Source organism: Parabacteroides sp. APC149_11_2_Y6 (assembly GCF_054506995.1).
The window spans coordinates 2063338-2085667 of sequence record NZ_CP173709.1; the positions used below are offsets into that span (position 1 = coordinate 2063338).

The 22330-nt window shown below is 40.9% G+C and carries 17 protein-coding genes; 13 read left to right on the plus strand and 4 right to left on the minus strand.

Annotated features, from left to right (window positions below; genetic code table 11):
• The first annotated feature begins 54 nt into the window (after nt 1–54).
• The 13 genes from ACGE0T_RS08380 to ACGE0T_RS08440 all read left to right on the plus strand — a co-directional run bounded on the left by ACGE0T_RS08380 (nt 55) and on the right by ACGE0T_RS08440 (nt 17190).
• Nucleotides 55–3417: a TonB-dependent receptor gene (locus ACGE0T_RS08380; protein WP_459190062.1), complete on the plus strand. Its 3363-nt coding sequence runs from the start codon at nt 55–57 to the stop codon at nt 3415–3417.
• A 20-nt stretch (nt 3418–3437) separates the two neighbouring features.
• Nucleotides 3438–4913, plus strand: coding sequence for a RagB/SusD family nutrient uptake outer membrane protein (locus ACGE0T_RS08385; RefSeq protein ID WP_459190063.1), 1476 nt, complete (start codon nt 3438–3440; stop codon nt 4911–4913).
• A 12-nt stretch (nt 4914–4925) separates the two neighbouring features.
• Complete coding sequence (locus tag ACGE0T_RS08390) at nt 4926–6485, plus strand: sulfatase family protein (protein WP_459190064.1); 1560 nt, start codon at nt 4926–4928, stop codon at nt 6483–6485.
• Nucleotides 6478–7836 carry a sulfatase family protein gene (locus ACGE0T_RS08395; RefSeq protein WP_459190065.1) on the plus strand — a complete coding sequence of 453 codons (1359 nt, stop codon included), beginning with the start codon at nt 6478–6480 and terminating at the stop codon, nt 7834–7836. The genes ACGE0T_RS08390 and ACGE0T_RS08395 overlap by 8 nt, the downstream gene beginning before the upstream one ends.
• Before the next feature lie 25 nt (nt 7837–7861).
• Entirely contained in the window at nt 7862–9529 is a 1668-nt protein-coding gene (locus tag ACGE0T_RS08400; protein ID WP_459190066.1) for a sulfatase-like hydrolase/transferase, read from the plus strand.
• A gap of 166 nt (nt 9530–9695) precedes the next feature.
• Nucleotides 9696–10451 (plus strand): hypothetical protein, encoded by a 756-nt coding sequence (locus ACGE0T_RS08405; RefSeq protein WP_459190067.1) that lies wholly within the window; start codon nt 9696–9698, stop codon nt 10449–10451.
• On the plus strand, nt 10423–10806 hold the full coding sequence (locus tag ACGE0T_RS08410) for a GtrA family protein (RefSeq protein ID WP_459190068.1): 384 nt from the start codon (nt 10423–10425) through the stop codon (nt 10804–10806). The genes ACGE0T_RS08405 and ACGE0T_RS08410 overlap by 29 nt, the downstream gene beginning before the upstream one ends.
• A 40-nt stretch (nt 10807–10846) precedes the next feature.
• Nucleotides 10847–12046: a uracil-xanthine permease family protein gene (locus ACGE0T_RS08415; RefSeq protein WP_459190069.1), complete on the plus strand. Its 1200-nt coding sequence runs from the start codon at nt 10847–10849 to the stop codon at nt 12044–12046.
• A gap of 184 nt (nt 12047–12230) precedes the next feature.
• The gene (locus ACGE0T_RS08420; RefSeq protein ID WP_459190070.1) at nt 12231–13637 is read left to right on the plus strand and encodes a polyamine ABC transporter ATP-binding protein; all 1407 of its coding nucleotides are present in this window, start codon (nt 12231–12233) and stop codon (nt 13635–13637) included.
• 16 nt (nt 13638–13653) lie between these two features.
• Nucleotides 13654–14427, plus strand: coding sequence for an ABC transporter permease (locus ACGE0T_RS08425; protein WP_459190071.1), 774 nt, complete (start codon nt 13654–13656; stop codon nt 14425–14427).
• Nucleotides 14424–15212 carry an ABC transporter permease gene (locus ACGE0T_RS08430; RefSeq protein ID WP_459190072.1) on the plus strand — a complete coding sequence of 263 codons (789 nt, stop codon included), beginning with the start codon at nt 14424–14426 and terminating at the stop codon, nt 15210–15212. The genes ACGE0T_RS08425 and ACGE0T_RS08430 overlap by 4 nt, the downstream gene beginning before the upstream one ends.
• 18 nt (nt 15213–15230) lie before the next feature.
• Nucleotides 15231–16571, plus strand: coding sequence for an ABC transporter substrate-binding protein (locus ACGE0T_RS08435; RefSeq protein ID WP_459190073.1), 1341 nt, complete (start codon nt 15231–15233; stop codon nt 16569–16571).
• A gap of 7 nt (nt 16572–16578) precedes the next feature.
• Nucleotides 16579–17190 (plus strand): HAD family hydrolase, encoded by a 612-nt coding sequence (locus ACGE0T_RS08440; protein WP_459190074.1) that lies wholly within the window; start codon nt 16579–16581, stop codon nt 17188–17190.
• A 37-nt stretch (nt 17191–17227) separates the two neighbouring features.
• Here the strand turns inward: ACGE0T_RS08440 and ACGE0T_RS08445 are convergent, their stop codons facing one another.
• From ACGE0T_RS08445 to ACGE0T_RS08460, 4 genes are all read right to left on the minus strand, one after another.
• Nucleotides 17228–17878 carry an HAD family hydrolase gene (locus tag ACGE0T_RS08445; RefSeq protein ID WP_459190442.1) on the minus strand — a complete coding sequence of 217 codons (651 nt, stop codon included), beginning with the start codon at nt 17876–17878 and terminating at the stop codon, nt 17228–17230.
• Nucleotides 17879–17910: 32 nt separating this feature from the next.
• Nucleotides 17911–19677: an ArnT family glycosyltransferase gene (locus tag ACGE0T_RS08450; RefSeq protein ID WP_459190075.1), complete on the minus strand. Its 1767-nt coding sequence runs from the start codon at nt 19675–19677 to the stop codon at nt 17911–17913.
• Nucleotides 19678–19773: 96 nt separating this feature from the next.
• The gene (locus ACGE0T_RS08455; protein WP_459190076.1) at nt 19774–21330 is read right to left on the minus strand and encodes a DUF4435 domain-containing protein; all 1557 of its coding nucleotides are present in this window, start codon (nt 21328–21330) and stop codon (nt 19774–19776) included.
• A 69-nt stretch (nt 21331–21399) separates the two neighbouring features.
• Nucleotides 21400–22161 carry a response regulator transcription factor gene (locus tag ACGE0T_RS08460; RefSeq protein WP_459190077.1) on the minus strand — a complete coding sequence of 254 codons (762 nt, stop codon included), beginning with the start codon at nt 22159–22161 and terminating at the stop codon, nt 21400–21402.
• Nucleotides 22162–22330 lie beyond the last annotated feature (169 nt).

A 22330-nucleotide genomic window follows, 5' to 3' on the forward strand; every position in this document is an offset into this window, starting at 1 on the left:
GGTATCTCGCAAATAACAAGTGCAATTAATAAATACCTTTAAGTCTACAAAATTATGAATTATTTAATTAGTAGGGCTATTTATGTCCTTAAAAAACGGCAATTTAGGTCAATTAAATTAATATTGCTCATTCTGATACTTGCCCCATCGTTGTTTGCTCAAATAACGATTAATGTAAAGAGCCAATCAATCCGTCAGGCATTAAAAGAGATAGAGCGTTTAAGTAATTATAAATTCTTTTATAATAACGATTTATCAAGTTTAGATAAAGTCATTTCTTTTTCTGCAAAAGATGAGAATATAGATTCGGTAATGAGTAAACTTCTTGCTGGCTCGGATATTACTTACAAAGCGGATGATAACAACCTGATTGTTCTTACCTTAAAGGCTGCTTCTCCAAAACAAACAAGTAATGACCGTAAAATAAAAGGTTCTGTTGTTGATGAATCCGGCCTGCCTGTTATCGGTGCAAATATTGTAGTTGAAGGCACAACAAACGGCACTATTACCGATTTGGACGGAAACTTTTCTCTTCAAGTGCCGGAAAAAGCAGAATTGCGTATCTCTTATATCGGTTATTTGGATCAACGGGTAAAAGTTGGAAATAATAATACGCTGCACATTATCCTAAAAGAAGATACGCAGGCTTTGGATGAAGTGATAGTGGTAGGTTATGGGACGATGAAGAAGAGTGATTTGACCGGTTCCGTATCTTCTATAAAAGTGGATGAATTAAAAGAGGGTATAGGTACATCTGTTGACCAAATGCTATTTGGTAAAAGTGCAGGTGTAAGTGTTATACAAAACAGTGGTGAACCGGGAGCTGGATTTTCTATTAATATCCGTGGGGCAAGTTCTATTAATGCAGGAGTTGAACCTTTGTATGTAATCGATGGGGTTCCGATTGATAACTCCCGTGCAGTAGAATCAGGTTCTATTGTCGGTTTTAACAGTAACCGTACCCCTCGTAATCCGATGTCCACTATTAATCCGGCGGATATTGAATCGTTAGAAGTTTTAAAAGATGCTTCTGCTACAGCTATCTATGGTTCAAGAGGTGCCAATGGGGTTGTTTTGATAACAACGAAATCAGGAAAGACAGGCAAGCAACAGGTCAGTTATTCTGGTTCAGTCAGTATTTCCAGTCCTGCAAAAAAGCTGGACCTATTGAATGCTGCTGATTATAAGAGAGTATTGAATGCCATTATTGATGAAGGTGGCGAAAGTGAGATTTATAGGGTTGGAGATATTGCAAACAATGGCTTGGGTACGGACTGGCAAGATGAAGTGACCAAACAAAATGCAATTAGCCATGAACATCAGCTATCGTTTACCGGAGGAAATGAGAAGACATTCTATTATGCATCATTGAATTATGCTAATCAGGATGGTATTGTTAAGAATACGAGTTTTGAACGCTGGGGGGCACGTCTGAACCTGAAATCGAATATTAACAGCCGCTTAACCGTTAATTTTAATGTGTCCGGCAGTTATGTAAAGGATCATTTTGTTGCTAATGGTTATGGTGTAAATGCAGAAGCCGGCGTTCTGTATGCTGCTTACAATTATGACCCGACTCTTGCTGTAAAAGATGAAGACGGAAACTATGTCCGTTCTACGATTCTTTCTGTTGATAATCCTGTAGCCATCCAGGAAGGAATGAAATCACATTCGGATACTTATCGTATATTGGCTTCTGCTTACGGAGAATATCGTATCATCGATGGACTGACTGCCAAACTTAGCCTAGGTACTGATTTTGTGAATGAGAATAGAAAGAATTTTATTTCCAGTTTGACACAATATGGAGAAGATAATGGCGGCATAGGTTCTAATCAGAACTCAGAGAAGAGTAACTATATTATAGAAGGTACATTGAACTATGCCAAGACATTTAAAGATAAACATTCTGTAGGTGGTTTGTTTGGTATGAGTTATCAACGTTTTGTTAATACCAGTATGAATAGCCGTGCCGCAGATTTCCCGGATGAGTCTTTAGGTGCTGACAATTTGCAATTAGGAAATCAGGAAACTTTTAGGATAACAAATTCTGTGACCGGAAATCGTTTGGCATCTTATATTAGTCGTTTTAATTATGGGTTTGATGATAGATATTTGGCAACTATTACTTTTCGAGCTGATGGTTCTTCACGTTTTGGTACAAATCATCGATTCGGTTATTTCCCCTCTGCAGCATTAGCTTGGAAAATCTCAAATGAATCTTTTTTAAAGAGTTTCAATGCTCTTTCCCAATTAAAGATGAGATTAAGCTGGGGACGTACAGGTAATCAGGAAATAGGCAATTATCCTGCTCTTAGTACGTATAGTTCGGGAAATGATGCTATTTGGAATGGTCAAGCGGTTACAGGAACTAAACCCTCGAAAATACCTAATCCAGATTTGAAATGGGAAACAACAGATCAGTATAATATTGGAGTCGACTATGGCTTTTTCAATAATAGATTGAATGGTAGTATTGATTACTTTTGGAAAAAGACAACAGATATGTTGTTGGAACTTCCGATTCCTCAGTCGACAGGATACAGCAATCAGTTAACTAATATTGGTCGTATCGATAACCGGGGAATAGAATTGTCATTAAATACAGTCAATATTGATAATCGTGATTTTAGTTGGACTTCTAATTTCACGTTCTCTGCAATGAAAAATGAAGTGAAAGATTTGGGAGGGATAGATGAAATTATCATTGGAGCTGGCTATACTCATGTTGATCAGGTTGTTATCCGCCGTCCGGGAGTTCCTTTGAATTCTTATTATGGATATGAAGTGGAAGGGGTATGGCAAGTAAATGATGATTATAGTAAAATGAAAGAGGACTATGTTCCTGGTGATTTGAAGTATGTGGATCAGAATGGTGATGGAGTAATAGATGATAAAGACCGTGTTGTTTTAGGTAATTCATTCCCTGATTTCTCCTGGTCTTTCGGTAACACTTTTACTTATAAGAATTTTGGCCTTTATGTTTTCTTTGAAGGTGTTCAAGGTGTAGATATGTTGAACGGAAATTTGATTGATAATTATTTCCCGATTAGTTTCAGACGAAATAAATTTTCTGAACTGTATTTGAATAGATGGACAGTTGATAATCCGACTAATGAATATCCATCTTTTGTTAATCCTTTGAAGTTTGGGCGTAAAGTATGTAATTCGAGAACCATTTCAGATGCATCTTATGTTCGTTTAAAAACAATCCGTTTGAGTTATACATTCCCTAAAGTATCAAAATATATTGCATCCTTGCAAGTATATGCTACAGCGGAAAACCTTTTCACATGGACAGACTACATCGGACTGGATCCAACATTGAATTCAAATAATAACTCGAATTTCCGTATGGATTTCAACTCCTATCCAAGCGCAAGAACATACATGTTTGGAGTAAAATTAGATTTTTAATACGATTAATACAATGTCTTATGAAACGATTATCAATATATCTGTTCTCAATATGTGCTTTATCTTTGTTTTCAGGATGTGAAGCTCTATTGGAAGAACCTGTTAAATCAGAATACACAGAAAGTACGTTATTAGCTTCTAAATCCGGATTAGAATCTGTGCTGGCTGATGCCTATGGTAAAGGCAATGATATCCGAAATATCGTAAAACGCTCAGATATGACTACGGATATTTTAACGCAAAGTGGAGGAGGAGAGAATGGAACCGCAGTCCCTTTGATTAACTTTCGTTGGGATCCGTCAAATGAATTGGAAGCATTTAGTTGGATGCAATATTGGGAAATGATACGTAATGCGAATGTTGTATTAAGTAATATATCTAATGCTTCAGGATTTACAAAGGAAGAGGATAAAACACTAATGGAAGCTGAAGCTCGTTTTATTCGTATTTGGGCCTATTATTATCTATGGGATCAATACGGGCCAATGCCCATCCGCCGAAGTGTGGATGACCCGTTGGAATTATCCAGAGCTTCAGAAGAAGAATTTCTTGAATTTATGGAAACGGAGTTGACTGATATAATAAAAGTCCTTTATCCGGCAGATAGTGAGCCTGCTTATGGAAGAGCAAATAAAGGTGCAGCATTAGGGTTTCTGTGTTTATGGTATCTGAATACACATCAATGGCAAAAGTGTGTAGATACAGCCCAAGAAATTATAGATGGTAAAGCAGGCAAGAAATATGAATTATTCAAAGACTATAATATGTTGTTTGCTTTGGAAAATGAGAGAAACAATGAATTTATATGGGAAACAACATGTTTAGCTAATAGTGGGTCAACTAATATTTTGTTAGCAACAGATTTGCCTTTGGATTTTAAAGAAGGAATAGATGGATATCTGGAAGGAGTTATAAATTCTAAATGGTCGAATTTTGCTTCCAATTATAAACTTTATGATGACTTTTATTATAGTTTTGAAGCGAACGATCAACGGAAAGGTCGAATAGTAACAAAATATAAAGATTCAAAGGGTAATACGATTGATTTATTGGATGCTTCTCACCAAAATGATACAAGAGCTATCAAATTTCCACCGGATCCTGCAGCTTCTGGTAATGCTCATGGTAATGATTTCCCCCTTATCCGTTATGCAGAAATATTGTTGGCAAAAGCAGAGGCTTTATTAGAGTTGGAAGGTGTTAACCAAACAAGTATCGATTTAATTAATCAGATCAGAAATAGAGCAGGCCTTACTGATGTTTCATTAAGCGATTTCTCGTCTAAAGAGGCTTTATTGGAACAAATATTGAAAGAACGTAAATGGGAATTTTATCATGAAGGAAAACGCCGTCGTGATTTAATTAGAACAGGGAAGTATATTCAATGTGCTCGAGACCGGGGTATTACAAATGCTCGGGAGTTTCATGTTTGGTTTCCTATAAGGCAGTCTGCTATAGATGCTAATTCTTTATTAAAACAAAATGAGGGATATTAAACCTGACAATCGATGAAACATTGTTTATGTACATGTTTAACTTTAGTCGGTTGGGCTGCGACTTCAGTGTCAGCCCAACCGGCTAAGCCCAATATTGTTTTGATCATTACAGACCAACAACGGGCGGACCTCTGCGGGCGTGAAGGTTTTCCTTTGCAGGTTACTCCTTATGCCGATTCGTTAGCTTCTCAATCTGTATGGTTTAATAATGCATATACATCTGCTCCGGCAAGTGCTCCGGCTCGTTGTTCTTTGTTATCGGGGAGATTTCCCAGTGCAACTCATGTGCGAACGAATCATAATATACCTGATGCGTATTATGAGAAAGATATGTTGGATATATTGAAAGAAAATGGATACCATACAGCTTTGATCGGAAAAAACCATACATATCGAAATGCAAATACGGCATTTGATTATTTTGTCGGCTATGGACATCGCGGTAAAGATAAACCTGAAACAAGTAATGAAAAAGCATTTGCTCAGTTCTTAAATAAAGAAGTACCGGGACATTATTTGGAACCAGCGCCTTTCTCTGTCGAACAGCAACAGCCTTATCAAATCGTAAGTCACGCATTAGAATGGATTAAACAACAAAAAAATAATCCGTTTTTTATCCAGGTATCTATACCTGAGCCTCATACTCCCTCCCAAGTGTGTGACCCCTATTTTTCAATGTTTCCTCCGGAAAATTTACCTCCACTTTTGACATCCCGTAAAGACTTGGAAAAGAAAGGTGAGAAATATATGGCACTGGCAGCATTGGAGGATAAAGCCTGCCCGAACTTACAGCAACAGATACCTCTTCTAAGAAGCATCTATTTAGGGATGGTCCGTATGATCGACGATCAAATGAAACGGCTGATAGAAGGGATAGAATCGTATGGCTTAGGGGATAATACATTGTTCATTATTTTATCCGATCATGGAGATTATTGTGGTGAGTACGGACTTATCCGCAAAGGTTCAGGTGTGGCAGAGTCTCTTACTCGCATTCCTATGATTTGGTCTGGATATGGTATTAAGCCTCAAAGTAAACCGATGGATGCACATGTATCTATTGTCGATATATTCCCGACATTATGTAGTGTTGTAGGCGCAGAGATTCCAGTAGGAGTGCAAGGGCGAAGCCTTTGGCCAATGCTGAAAGGAGAAGAGTATCCTCGTGAAGAGTTTTCCAGTATTATGGTAGAGCAAGGGTATGGAGGAGAAGACTTTACCATGGATGAACCTCTCACTTTTGAAGAGGCTGGAAGTTGTAAAACGGATGTAGAAGGAAGTTTTGATGGCCTTAATCCCTGGACACAAAGCGGTTCTTTGCGGATGGTGCGTAAAGGAGACTGGAAATTGGCTATGGATAATAACGGACGGGGAGAACTGTATAACCTGAAGGAAGACCCTTCTGAAGTAAATAATTTGTTCGATAATAAAAAATATGTATCTGAACAGCTTGATTTGTTAAAAGAATTATTAATTTGGAACGTTCGTTTGCAAGACCCTCTGCCTGTTCCGCGCAGACAATACCCTTTCAAACGGAATCCTTATAATTATCATAAAATATACCATGAATAAAGCAGTTTTATTATTAACAGCATGTAGCAGTCTGGTCCATACAGTGGATACGATTGCCCAGAAGCAGAGACCTAATATTATCATTATCTATACGGATGATATGGGAATAGGCGATTTGTCTTGTTACAACAGCGGGTGGGTGAGTACCCCTAATATAGATAAACTTGCATCGCAAGGATTGAAGTTCAACCATTATTATACATCCTCGCCGGTCAGTTCGCCTTCCCGTGTAGGTCTGACTACCGGAATGTTTCCGACGGAATGGGGCATTAACACTTTCCTGCACGAACGGAAAGGAAATGCCAATTGTGAGCAGTGTGACTATCTGGACAGCAATGCGCCTACGATGGCCAAGTCGTTGAAAGCTGCCGGTTATGCAACCGCACATATCGGGAAGTGGCATATGGGAGGCGGACGGGATGTCGACGATGCGCCACAAATACCGAAATACGGTTTTGACGAATATGTGACCACCTATGAAGGTCCGGACCCGGACCCGCTGATTACGGCATCCAATTGGATTTGGAGTGAAAAGGATAGTATCCAGCGTTGGGATCGTACAGCTTATTTTGTAGATAAGACATTGGATTATTTGGCCCGCCATAAAGATAAACCGTGTTTCGTTAATCTTTGGCCGGACGATATGCATGATCCGTGGATTCCATCATCAGGATTTTATCCGATTTCCGAATCTTGGGCAAGCCGTAACAATTTTGTGGCTGTACTTACTCAATATGACAAACAGATCGGGCGTTTGATGGAGGGACTCGAACGGTTAGGAATACGCGAAAATACATTGGTTATCTTTACAAGCGATAATGGTGCATTGCCGACTTTCGATAATGCACGAACCAATGGACACCGTGGGTCAAAAAACAGTATTTATGAAGGAGGTGTCAATATGCCTTTTATCGTCAGTTGGCCGGGAACCATTAAAGCCGGTGAAACAGATAATGAAAGTGTAATTAATGCGGTAGACCTTTATCCTTCTTTGTGTCAGATTGCAGGAGCAAAACTGATTGAAGGTTTCGAATATAGCGGAGAAGACATGAGCCAGGCGTTGTTAGGCATCAAGGAGCAGCAGCGGACCAAAGATATGATGTGGGATTTCGGACGGAACAAATATTTCAATAAGCCCCAGAAGAAACAACGGAGTCCGCATCTGGGTATCCGGCGGGGTGATTGGAAACTGTTAGTTGATTCGGACGGGAAAAATCTTGAACTTTATGATATTAAAATAGACCCGAACGAGACGACCGATCTCTCTGCTAAATATCCGGAACTTTGTTCGGAACTGAGCCAGAAGGTAATCAACTGGTATTTTACCAAAAGGAAAGTACGGACAAAATAATCTTCAATAAATATATAAATGTTATATGAATAAGAATATTTTAAAATTAGGCTATCTGGGAGCAATGGCAACATTGGCTCCCGGTCTTTCAGCCCAACAGGATTCCCGACCGAATATCCTCGTTATTTTGGCGGATGATATGGGATATTCAGACTTGGGATGTTATGGCGGTGAAATTCATACTCCCAATCTGGACAAGTTGGCGGCGGAAGGGCTTCGCTTTACCCATTTTTATAATACAAGTCGTAGTTGTCCTACCCGGGCTTCATTGTTGACCGGACTTTACCAGCATCAGGCAGGTATCGGACGTATGACGTTTGATGAGCATCAACCGGGTTATCGTGGCACGATGACCCAGAACGGGGTGACGATTGCCGAAGCACTAAAGGAGAATGGTTACCAGACAGCTTGGGTAGGTAAATGGCATATTGCCGAAACGCCTTTACGTCCGGACCAGCGTCAGTGGTTAGCACATCAGGTACAACATGATGAGTTTACACCGAAAGAAAACTACCCGATCAACCGTGGTTTTCAGGATTGCTATGGTACGATTTACGGAGTAGTGGATTATTTTGATCCGTTCAGTTTAATCAGTGGAGACAAACCTGTAAATTCCGTTCCTGAAGATTATTACAGCACGATCGCACTGGCGGATACGGCAGTAGCCTATGTGAATAAATATGCAGAAACAGAGAAGCCTTTCTTTATGTATCTGGCATTCCACTGTCCGCATTGGCCGTTGCATGCACTGCCGGAAGATATTGAAAAATATAAAGATACATATAAAGACGGTTGGCAGGCTATACGTGAGTCCCGTTACCAGCGAATGAAAGAAATGAAACTGTTTGGTGATGCCGACAATTACCTTTCTCCCCGTCAGTTCAACGACTCTTGGGAAGAGAACCCGACCAAAGAATGGGATGCCCGTGCGATGGCTGTTCATGCAGCAATGGTCGACAGGATGGACCAGGAGATTGGTCGCGTAATAGAAACGCTTCGTAAAAACGGTCAGCTGGATAATACCTTAATCCTTTTTATGTCGGATAACGGGTGCAGCAACGAAGACTGCCAGAATTATTCGGAAGGCGAGAATGACCGTCCGGCGGAAACACGTGATGGGCGGAAAATCGTTTATCCCCGTCAGAAAGAGGTGATGCCCGGCCCGGAAACCAGTTATGCATCTGTAGGGGCTAAATGGGCGAATGCAGCCAATACCCCGTTCCGTTTCTGGAAGGCAAAATCGTATGAAGGGGGGATTTGTACTCCGATGATTGCCCACTGGCCGAAAGGTATCAAACAGCCAAAAGGCTCGATTACAACACAGATGGGGCACGTAATGGATATTATGGCAACTTGCCTGGATATCTCCGAAACGAAATATCCGGCAGAATATAATGGGCATAAGATAATTCCTTTAGCCGGTCAGAGCCTGGACCCGATATTTAAAACCGGTGTACGTAAAGGGCATAACGAATTATGTTTCGAGCATTTTAATGAGAAAGCCCTGATTGATGCTTCCGGTTGGAAGATTGTTTGGCCAAACAATAAGAAAAGTTGGGAACTTTACAATTTGAATGAAGATCGCAGCGAAATGTATAATCTGGCAGAGCAATATCCGGATAAGGTAAAAGATATGGTGGCCCGTTATGAAGAGTGGGAGAAAGATTATATGGTTGTTCCCCGCCCGAAGTAAAAAATAAAAACTATGAATATCAACATGAATAGTAACGGTTTGAAGCCATAAAGAATCTCCGGTAACGCTTCCTTTTATTTTATCTTTTCTTAATTATTGGGAAAAAGCCGTATATTTGTCTTAATTTCTTGTTTATATAGTATACATATAATAAGGAAACAAATCTATGGAAGAGGAAAACAACATATTTAAGAAATTTCAGGAGTCCTTCAATCATTTGAACGGGCATTTACATATATTGGAACAGCGTGTACCGGTGGAGCTTCAAATGGAATATTTTAAATATTCGGAAGAGATAAAGAAGAATAAATCGGAATTGACCGATTCTGATTATATCGTATTCTCGGAAGGGTTGGAAGACCCCGAAGTGACGACAGAACGGAAGAAATACATATTGGCGGTATTGGCAACATCGCGTGAGGTTAAAGCTTACCGTATGCTTGAGAGCTACATGAAGTCGCCGGGGCAGGATGTAAGAGACTGGGCAAGTATGGCATTGATGGAAAGCCGTATCTCGCTGGAATCCGAATTGTCGGACGAAAAACAGATTTATATATCTACCGGTTTAGGAGGGAAAGGGGAGAAATTGCGTTTTTATGTGTTGATACTCGCTAAAGAATTGAAACCTTTCCAGGATTATCAGCGGACAGTAATCGAACGTGAGTTTGCTTATTCTTTGCCAAGGGCTGATTGTGAAATCGAACGCCTTAGCATACACGACGAATATGTAGAGTTGGTATTCCTGATACCGGTACGTACAGATATAAAACTAACACTCGACAAAATAATAAACGAATGTAACCAATACGGTGATTTTCTTTCGGATGTTTTTACCATAACAAATGTAAAGGAATTGACGGAAGATGAAATCACAGCAATTTTAGAAAAAAAGCATGGGGGAGACAATCAAGCAAGCCGTTAAATACGGCTTAGTAGGAGCGAGTAATACGCTTATTACAGCAACTGTCATATGGGTTATGATGAAGTTGTGTGGTTTTTCAGAGGTAACATCCAATATCACCGGATATGTTGCCGGAGTTTTAAACAGTTTCATATGGAATAAGCAATGGACATTCCAAAGTTCGGCAGGATGGATTAGTAGTGCCGTACGCTTTGGCGTCGTGTTCGGTATCTGTTATTTGCTGCAACTTAGTTTCCTTATGTTTGTCTTGATGCCTTATGTGCCGATAGACCCGTATTACAATCAGTTGATTGCAATGGCATTCTATACAATGATTAATTTTTTGATGAATAAGTTCTATACATTCAAAAATTAGAGTTTGCATTAATTACATAAATACCTAAAATACCTATTAAATGGAAAACCAAAAAACACTGGGCCCTATACAGAAGACTGTAGTAGGTGTCCAGTTTCTTTTTGTTGCATTTGGGGCAACGGTGCTTGTTCCTTTATTAGTCGGCATGGACCCTTCGACGGCTCTCTTTACAGCAGGGTTAGGAACCTTATTATTTCATCTGGTGACCAAAGGTAAAGTCCCTATTTTTCTGGGAAGCAGTTTTGCTTTTGTCGCACCGATTGTAAAGGCTACGGAATTATACGGGTTACCGGGGACCATGTCGGGACTTGTAGCCGTAGGTGCGGTCTATGCGATTATGAGTTTATTGATCAAACTGAGAGGTATCGGATTTATTAAGGCATTATTCCCACCGGTTGTGATCGGACCGGTTATTATATTAATCGGTTTGTCGCTGGCAGGTTCCGGGGTCAATATGGCTAAGGAGAATTGGGGTTTGGCTTTGGTAGCACTGTTAACAGCCATATTCGCTTCATTGTTGGGTAAAGGTATGTTGAAACTTATCCCTATTTTTTGTGGAATAGTTGTTGGTTATGCAGTGGCAAGCGTATGTGGTTTGGTCGATTTCGAACCGGTCATGGCGGCTCCCTGGTTTGCTTTTCCCCAGTTTGTAAAGCCAGCGTTATCATGGGAGGCTATTATTTTTATGATACCGGTCACGATTGCTCCGATCATTGAACATATAGGCGATGTATATGCGATAAATGAAGTCACCGGTAAAGATTTTGTAAAAGACCCCGGACTTCACCGGACTATGTTAGGGGATGGCTTGGCTTGTGTTGCCGCCGGCTTTATCGGAGGTCCTCCCGTGACCACCTATTCAGAGGTAACCGGAGCTATCTCACTTACAAAGATAACCGACCCGGTGGTAATCCGTATAGCCGCCGTAGCAGGTATTGTGTTTTCTGTATTTGGAAAAGTCAGTGCTTTACTTAAAAGTATACCGCAGGCAGTGCTGGGCGGGATTATGTTGTTGCTGTTCGGTACGATTGCCGCAGTCGGCATTAATAGTCTTATCCATAACCGGACAAATCTGGGGGATACGCGCAATTTGATTATCGTATCCCTGATTCTGACATTTGGTATCGGTGGAGCAGCGATTGAATTTGGAGGATTTACTATGGCTGGTATCGGATTGTCGGCTTTGCTTGGAGTCCTCTTGAATCTGCTATTACCCAGGAAAGACAAAGGAAATGGATAATATCCCCGATGTTTGAGGCAAATTTGCCTTTTTGTGAATTAAAGGAAAAAGGATATTTATAGTGTAGTTTAATACTTCTACAGGCGATTAGATGCTGCAAATATCCTTTAATTTATCTACCTTTGTGCCGCTTTTACTAAAAAGCTCGTATGTTTAATCTGTTTCGATAAAAGAGGCATAGCCTATGCAAAAGTCAGACTGCATCATCGGGGTGGAACATGTGTCCAAACATTTTGGCGACAAAGCCGTACTGAATGATGTGAATTTGTTGGTCCGTAAGGGCGAGTTTGTAACGATATTGGGACCTTCAGGGTGCGGTAAAACCACCTTGTTGCGATTGATTGCAGGCTTTCAGACTGCTTCGGAAGGTATAATAACCATAGCGGGGAAAGATATAACGCAGACACCTCCCCATAAGCGTCCGGTTAATACAGTTTTCCAAAAGTATGCTCTCTTTCCCCATTTGAATGTTTTCAATAATATAGCTTTCGGTTTGAAACTGAAGAAGCTCCCTGTTGCAGTTATTGAAAAGAAAGTGAAGCAGGCTTTGAAAATGGTAGGGCTTACAGATTATGAATACCGCGATGTCGATTCCCTTTCCGGGGGACAACAGCAACGTGTGGCGATAGCCCGTGCCATTGTAAACGAACCGGAAGTCCTTTTGTTGGATGAACCGCTTGCCGCCCTCGACCTGAAGATGCGTAAGGATATGCAGATGGAATTGAAGGTGATGCATAAAACATTAGGTATCACTTTTGTTTACGTAACCCACGACCAGGAGGAAGCTCTTACGCTTAGTGATACGATTGTCGTAATGAGTGAAGGAAGAATCCAGCAGATAGGTACGCCTACCGATATATATAATGAACCGGTCAATTCTTTTGTTGCCGACTTTATCGGAGAAAGTAATATCCTGAATGGCAGGATGATTAAGGATAAACAGGTGTTTTTTGCCGGGCATGAGTTCGAATGTGTGGACGAAGGTTTTGGCGAACAGGCTCCTGTAGATGTTGTTATTCGCCCGGAAGATATATACATATTCGAACCATCCGAAGCTGCCATGCTTACGGGAACAATCACTTCTTCTATTTTCAAAGGAGTCCATTATGAAATGATGGTGCAGACGAAAGAGGATTATGAATTTATGGTACAGGATTATCATTGCTTTGAAGTAGGACAGGAGGTCGGTTTGCTGGTTAAGCCTTTTGATATACATGTTATGAAGAAGGAACGAATCTGCAATACGTTCGAAGGAAAGTTGATAGATGCTACCCATGTGGAATTTTTAGGAAGTACATTCGAATGTAAAGAGACGCTGGATATTGAAGAAGGCGCTCCGGTACAGGTCCAGGTAAATTTCGAGCATGTCATTCTGGAAGATGATGAAGAAGACGGTATCCTGACCGGGGAGGTGAAGTTTATCCTTTATAAAGGCAATCATTACCATTTGACGGTTTCATCCGATTGGGATGAAGATATCTATGTGGATACGAATGATGTCTGGGACGATGGGGACCGTGTCGGTATAACCATTGCTCCTGAAAATATACGAATTGTTCAAATAATAAAGGAGGAAGGTGGTGATCAGTAAGTTTTCAGCTTTTTTCATGCGGCGGAGGAATTGGACGATTCCTTATGCATTATTCCTTTTTATTTTTGTGGTGATGCCTTTGTTGCTGATCGTGTTCTATGCTTTTACGAACGCCGACGGTAGCTTTACTTTTGCTAATTTCCGGAAGTTCATGGTCCATCCGGAGGCAATCAATACGTTTGTCTATTCTATCGGAATTGCGATTATCACGACATTGGTCTGCCTGATATTGGGGTATCCGGCTGCTTATATACTGGCTCATAAACAGTTCAATGTTTCCCGCACAATGGTTGTTTTGTTTATTCTGCCTATGTGGGTGAATATCCTGATCCGTACGTTGGCTACCGTTGCTTTGTTTGATTTTCTGAACTTGCCGTTGGGAGAGGATGCTTTGGTATTCGGTATGGTTTACAACTTCCTGCCGTTTATGATCTATCCTATTTATAATACCTTGCAGAAAATGGACCAGAGCTTGATAGAAGCAGCCCAGGATTTGGGTGCAAATCCATTTCAGGTTTTTATGAAAACGATTCTTCCCTTGTCGTTGCCGGGAATCATGAGTGGGATTGTGATGGTGTTTATGCCGACAGTTTCCACTTTCGCTATTGCGGAACTTCTGACAATGAATAATATAAAACTGTTCGGTTCTACCGTACAGGAAAGTATCTACAACGGTATGTGGAATTACGGTGCGGCACTTTCTTTAATCATGCTGTTGCTGATAGGCGTGACCATCCTGTTTACGAATGAGGATGACAGTGCCTCAAATGAAGGAGGAGGGGTGATATGATGAAGAAACTTTTGGCAAAAGGATACCTCTGGCTGTTGTTGGCAATTCTTTACTCTCCGATATTGATTATTATGATTTTCTCGTTTACGGAGGCAAAGGTATTGGGTAACTGGACCGGATTTTCAACAAAACTTTATAGCTCACTGTTTGCCGGAGGAACCCACCGTTCGCTGGTAAGTGCTTTGTGGAATACATTTACTATTGCAATGATAGCTGCAACCATATCTACCATATTGGGTAGTATTGCGGCGATAGGCATTTTTAATTTGCGTTCCCGTACCCGGCAGGTGATGAATTTTGCAAATGCAATTCCGATGATGAATGCCGATATTATTACTGGTGTGTCATTATTCCTGTTATTTGTGAGTTTCGGTATTTCGCAAGGGTTTACAACGGTCGTGCTGGCGCATATTACGTTTTGTACTCCGTATGTCGTATTGAGCGTCATGCCCCGTTTAAAGAAAATGAACCAGAATGTCTATGAGGCGGCACTGGATTTGGGGGCAACTCCTTTTCAGGCATTGCGTAAAGTCATTTTTCCGGAAATCCGTCCGGGAATGATCAGCGGTTTCATTCTGGCTTTCACATTATCTATCGATGATTTTGCCGTTACGATTTTCACCATTGGCAATGAAGGGCTTGAAACATTGTCAACCTTTATCTATGCTGATGCACGTAAGGGAGGATTAACTCCGGAATTGCGTCCGCTTTCAACCATCATCTTTGTTACCGTGTTAGTATTATTGATTGTTATCAATAAACGTTCCGGCAAATCAACGACATAATCAAGTTATAAAGAGGAAATGAAGACCAGACTGATTCATATATTCATAGTTTTGCTTGCCTGTTGCGGATTATTTTCTTCCTGTAAGGATTCAGAAGAAGAACGTAGCCGGATATTGAAAATATATAACTGGGGGGATTATATAGACGAGTCGATCCTTGAAGAATTCCCTGCTTGGTATAAGGAACAGACCGGGGAGAATGTACGCATCATCTATCAGGTATTCGATATTAACGAAATCATGCTGACTAAGGTTGAACTCGGGCATGAAGATTTCGACCTGATCTGTCCGTCCGAATATATTATTGAGAGGATGTTAAGGAAAAACCTCCTGTTGCCTATTAACCGTGATTTCGGAAAAACACCGGATTATATTAAGAATGTATCTCCTTATATTCAGGAGCAACTGGATAAATTGAGTTATGACGGTAGAAAAACGAACGACTATGTCGTGCCTTATATGTGGGGAACTGCCGGCTTACTTTATAATAAAAAATTTATTTCCGACGAGGAAGTAACAAGCTGGGAATGTCTTTGGGACCCGAAGAACAAGGGACGTATATTAATGAAAGACAGTTACCGGGATGCCTACGGGACAGCCATTATCTATGCAAATGCCGAATCGCTGGAGAATGGGACTGTTACTGTTGAGCAGTTAATGAACGACAGCTCTCCGGAAGCAATAGCCCTTGCTGAAGAATACCTCAAAAAACTGAAACCGAATATTGCCGGATGGGAAGCAGATTTCGGAAAAGAAATGATGACCCGCAATAAGGCTTGGCTGAACCTGACCTGGAGCGGAGACGCCATGTGGTCCATACAGGAAGCGGAAGCGGTAGGGGTGGACCTTGGCTATGATGTTCCAAAAGAAGGTAGTAATATTTGGTACGATGGATGGGCTATCCCGAAATTTGCACGTAATGTGAAGGCAGCCAGTTATTTTATTGATTATCTTTGCAGACCGGATATAGCTTTGCGGAATATGGATGCAATCGGTTATGTGAGTGCCATTGCAACTCCGGAGATTCTGGAAGCGAAGATGGATACTACTATTACGACGCTTTCCGATTTGAGTTATTTCTTCGGACCGGAAGCCAAAAGTATCCCGATTAATCATGTGCAGTATCCGGACCGGGCTGTTGTGGAACGTTGCGCTATGATTCGCGATTTTGGCGATAAAACAGAACAGGTACTGGAAATGTGGAGCCGGGTGAAAGGTGATAACTTGAATACGGGAATCGTATTGCTTATCTTCACTGTTTTCGGAGTCTTGTTTATCTGGATTGTATATCGTAGAATTGTTGAGTATAAGCAGAAGAACCGGCATAACCGCCGCCGTCGTAAACACCCTGTAAAATGAAAAAACTATGGAAGGCATTAAAAATTTGATTATCGACCTTGGAGGGGTAATAGTTAATCTCGCACGTCTCCGTTGTATTGAAGCTTTCGAATCTTTGGGTGTGGATATACGTGAGAAACTGGTCAATAATTATCAGCATAAAGGCCTTTTCATGAAATTGGAATTGGGAACGATTACCCCGGAAGCTTTTTATGATGGTATTCGTAGTCTGACCCAGCAGTATCTTACAGATGACCAGATAGATGGAGCCTGGATTGCCATGTTGGAAGATGTCCCCGATTATAAACTGGACCTGCTGCTTGATTTACGGAATCGCTACAATACGTTTTTATTGAGTAATACAAATCAAATTCATTGGGAATGGTCCGAACGCGCTTATTTCTCTTATCTGGGGCACGATGCCAGTGACTTTTTTAATAAGGTATATCTTTCCTACCAGCTTCATATGTTGAAGCCTAATGCCGATATTTTCGAATATGTGTTGAAAGATGCCGGTCTTAATCCGGAAGAAACCTTATTTATTGATGATGCAAGCCAGAATTGCCGTACTGCTGAACGTTTAGGGATGAGTACCTATACGCCTCAGGCAAGAGAAGACTGGTCGCATATATTTAAATAAAAAATATCCCGGCCTGATATAAGCCGGAATCTATTTGTTATTTACACCACCGTTTGTAATCCTCAAAAGTAGAGTTGGAAAAATCGGGAATAACCTTATATACTTTATCTTCCAGCGCCTCTGCCGGATTGGTCGTACTTAATCCGATTATACGCATTTTCGCCAGAGTTGCCGCTTCCACACCTGCAAAAGAATCTTCGAAAACCAGACAATCTTCAGGTGAAACATTCAGGTCGGCGGCTGCCAACTGATAGCACATGGGATCCGGCTTACCTCTGGTAATACGGTCGGCTGTAACTACCGTATCAAACATATTATGCAAGTTCAGAACATTGAAAGCCCGTTGTACTTTTGCATTGTCCGAGCTGGTAACCAAGCCAATGGTAATACCATTCTTTTTTAGTGTTTCCAGAAATTCCAAGGCTCCCTTTACCGGAGGAAGAGGCATGATTTGATCAAATTCCATAGATTCCCGGAGTACCATCTGTCTAAACTCTTCTGAGAACTGGGAAAAGTATTTTTTCAATATGTAAGGCATTGTAGTACCTTTTATACTGGATGCAAAATCTTTGATATTTAATCCATACCGTTCACTGGCTTCGTTCCAGTAAACATCATAGATAGGTTCGGAATCAACAATCACACCGTCAAAATCAAAAAGGGCTGTCTTCAGTTTTATATCCTGCATTATAATGTCTAATTTCAAATTCGTAAATAGTATTATTTTTCTTTGGAGAAACTGTAGAGTACGATTCTTGCACTCAACTCACCGATAACATTCGGAGTAGCAGTAAGTAGCTCAAATGCATATGTATCTCCATAGTTGCCTATAAGTGTATCGACATTCTTTTCCGAGATGAACAAATAACCTTCTTCCGGCTGGTCTGTCTCAAAATTATGGAACTTGTTGCCCATATAGAAATTCAGTCCGTATAAGTTCCGGTAATATTTAAGGTTATTCATTACATACATGTTCGAATCATTCAAAGGAAAATCTTTTACTACCTGTTCTGCGAAAGGACGGGAGGAAACCCCTTGGCGTATTCCACGCATGATAACTCCGTCAATCAAAAGATTCACACAGAATGTCAGTGCAATGGTTGCATACAATATTTTGATATTGATTTTCTTGAACATCTGATAATACACTGTACCCAAGGCAAGAAGCAGAATTAACAGAATACAAATTGTCAGTCCGTTTGGAGCTGTAAACATATTGGCTACGTGTGATACGGCTTCAATAACTTCCACATTCTGTGTATACTGTCCGGCTATTACTACCGGATTGATGATACCAGCCATTGTCAGGATTATTCCAATCATAACAACTGCTACTACTGATGCAAGGAATGCGGCAAACACACGGGTTACTTTAGTCCGGTATTCAGTAATATACAGTGCATATTGAGATAAAAAGACTGCGATAAACGGGTAAGCAGGCATCAGGTATGTACTGCGTTTGCTAAGCGGTATTGAATAGAAGAAGAGAATACAAACAACGGCTACCAGACTGAATAGTTTTTCTTTTTCCATGGAAAGAATCCCGTGCCAGCTATCTTTTAAGATCTGTTTGAACGACTTCTCCGGTTTGCGGTATTTCAATCCGAACAAAGAGAAAAAGAAAAATATTGTCCAGGGAATAAAGCCGGCGGCTAAAGTAACCAGATTGAACCACGGACCGTTCTCATGTCCCAAATCATACTGGATATTCGGTGTGCTTAGGTGAAAGAAGCGTCCGAAGTTTTCGGCTAAAACTACATTCAGGAAATCATCTCCTCCCTGCTTGTATGCCGAAACATACCATAGAAGAGGCAGGAACATGGATGAAACCCCCGCATATAACAATGCTTTAAATATTGTCAGCAAAGAGTATTTACGCAACATCAACAGGTATACGCCAAATACAAACAGTGGCAATACCACTCCAACGGGACCTTTGGTAAGCACTGCACATCCCAATAAAGCAGGGATAATGATAGGCACGCCTTTTAATTCCAGTTGGTCTTCCCATCGATATAACTGGTATAGTCCGATTACCATGAAAGCAGTCAACAACATATCCACCCGTGTTGTCATTCCCGCGCGGTGTATCTCCACGCAGGTGATAAGCAGAAGTGTCGCTATAAATGCTTGTTGGAAACGCAGACGTCGTCCGAAGAAGATTAATGTAAAACCAATCAGAGAGATAAAAGCAAGTGCAGATGGCAGGCGGGAAGTAAATTCCGATACATATCCCTGTGGATAAGAAAAAGCAGCCATCAGCCAATGTGCCATCGGTGGCTTATATGCAAATTCATTTGCATATACCTGAGGCAATACCCAGTTACCGCTTTCCAGCATTGAAACAGCTACCGCAGCTTCGCGGGGTTCTCCTTTAGTGGAAAAGTCTCCTAAGCCAATCCAGGGTAAAACAGAAATAATACAAATGACGATTATCATTGTTACCGGCTTCTGCAGGTAAAGATATTGAAGAGTAGGTGTACGCATATTCTTAATAAGAAAAAGGAATTATCCTATTAGTTATTTAAAATTTAAATACAAAAGAACGACTTTTTACGGACATTACCGCATTTTTAAACACTTTTATGTCCCTAAAGATTCCTTGATCGCGGCACGGATAATTTCTGCATCTTCCTTATTCTCCTTTAAAATAGAAAGGATAAGATTCAGATAACTTTCCTTGTTGCTGATACCGCAGAGGTTACATAACCGGGATTGAGGTAATACACCTTTCTGATTGTATACACGAAGGATATTTTTATAATCGCCGGTTTCTGCATATTGTATGAAATCTTTTTTTATTTTGCTATAGATTTCTTCCACGTGCACATTTTCACGGATACTTTCCACATGTTCTCTTAGTTGTTCCATTGTAGTAATTTTCCGGTCCACCGTTGTTTCCAGTCTTTTCCGTACACGGTGTTTGGCATGGAGGATAACCTGGCTATCCAAATCTTTCAGGAATAGTTTGATTACATTTTCTTTCACCTGGCTAAACACTGCTTCCGGCTCTCTCATCAAGCGGCGTGCTACTGTTTTTATAACAGGTTCCAGCAGTAATAGGTTTTCCACTTCGGCTACATCCGGCACATAGATATGCTGTTCGCGTAAATAATCAATTTCTCCCTGTGTGCGCCGGTCGCGGTCTACGATTCCTTTCGAATCGAGTGTATGGAAATCTTTTAACTGGGCGAAAGCTTTGGTTGTCTCTATTACTTTCTGGCAACCACCCATCGGCTTAACCATATAATCCGGAAAGATCAGCGGATACAGCCGGTTATCTATACTATTGGTATCAGTCCCTTCGATGAAAAGAATCGGTTTACGGCTACCGATAATTTCCATATAAAGTTCTTCGGGGAAATCTTCCAGGCTCTCTATCAGTTCGTAGTCCCATATTCTGGCATCCGCATCGTAGGAACGGACCCAAAGGCGTTTGCTTTCGCGACGTGAAGAAGAAAAATCGATGTCGTGCGTAAGATATACATATGTACAGTCCGGACGCATATCTTCTATATCATCCCAAAGCTGGTTTTTGATGGAGTCGTGCAGCAACACTTCCGGCTCTTCGATAATCAGGAGAGAGTCGGGGGGAGCACACAACACCGCACCTATCAGGTAAAATACCAGTTTCTCGCCGTCACTCATCCGTCCGGCGGTATAGGAATCGCTGTCTTTGCTTACCGATGCCAGTTCAATAAAACCGGACTTACGTACCAATCTGTTATGCGGGAACATCTTTTCCCAAATCTTTTGTATACGATCTATATGGGTGACAGGAGGAGGAAGTTCCGGATTTTGCTTACAAGCTTCCTTATAGTTTACCGCTGCTTCAAATTCTTCCGTTTGCAAACGGAGAATTAATTTCTCATATTCGGACATACGCGGCATGAAGATACGTTCCGCAATCATCGATTGCAAACGTGTCAGTTCGTTTCCTTCTTGCGGTAATTCGTTTTCGTTGCTGGAAATGAAAAGCGAGTGCATTCCGGATATCCGTATGCTTATATCATAACGTCTTTGCAAATCCTTGCCGAATGAAGTTTTTCCAGAGCCGTTTGCACCTATTACTACCAGGATTTTAGTGTCCAGTACCAATGGTTCGGGGCTATATTGCCGGGTTGGGAGGATAAGTTCCATACAAGTTCCGATTTTGTTTCTCCTCAAAGATAATAAATCATTTTTACGTATAAATAGAACGTAGTAATATTATAATAAATTCATCAACTTGGCAATCCTACATGCTTCGAAGGAATTTTTGACATGCAGTTTCTCCAGTATATTCTGGCGATGCCTGTTTACCGTATTTATGCTTATCGACAACAAATCTCCGATTTCCTTGCTAATCTTTCCCTCCTCGATCAGACGGAGTATTTCTTTTTCCCTGCCGGAGAGGATGTCGTTGCATTTCTGCTTGTCCGGCTGGATAATATCTCCGGTGGAGGAATTGACAATGATTCCTTCGTATGTTTCATGAGCGGACTTTTCGTAAGAATAGTTATACAGGCAAAGGGCCAGCCACAGATTACCACGGGGCGAACTGCATACATAAAAAGTCCGGTGATGAATCGGTATATACTGTCCGGAACGGTCGAGCATACGTATCTTGCTTATAATGTGATAATCGGAACGTTCGGAGACAGGCAGTTTCTTCAGTAAATGAAAAAAACGTAGCTCCAGGAGATGCTTTTCCGTAAGGTCGTCGGGGTGGATTTTAGAGAAAATCTCTTCCTCCCAGATAGAATCGATTTCTTTACTTTCTTCCGTGGAAAGCCCTAATCCTGTAGCAAGCCCGCCGTTGTAGATATAGCTTTTATTCGACTTCAGGTCGCTTAAGACAGCAATGGAATTCTCCGTTTCCGCATATCTGCATGCTGTCTGCCGGTGTTTAGCCAGCAAGGCAGGTTGAAGCAAATCCTCTTCAAATGGCTGTTTTAAAAGTTTTTCATTCAGAGTAGAAACGATATTCATTTTTTTATGCAAAATGGTTATTAATCAGTATTGCCAGTTAATGTACGGGATTATACCTTTGCAAAGGTAATTTTTTCCGGTTATTCTTTGATGTTTAAAGGGGCTTACCGGATAAATAATGTATTTAAAAAAACGATATTGTATGAGAAAGTTGATACCTGTGGCGGGT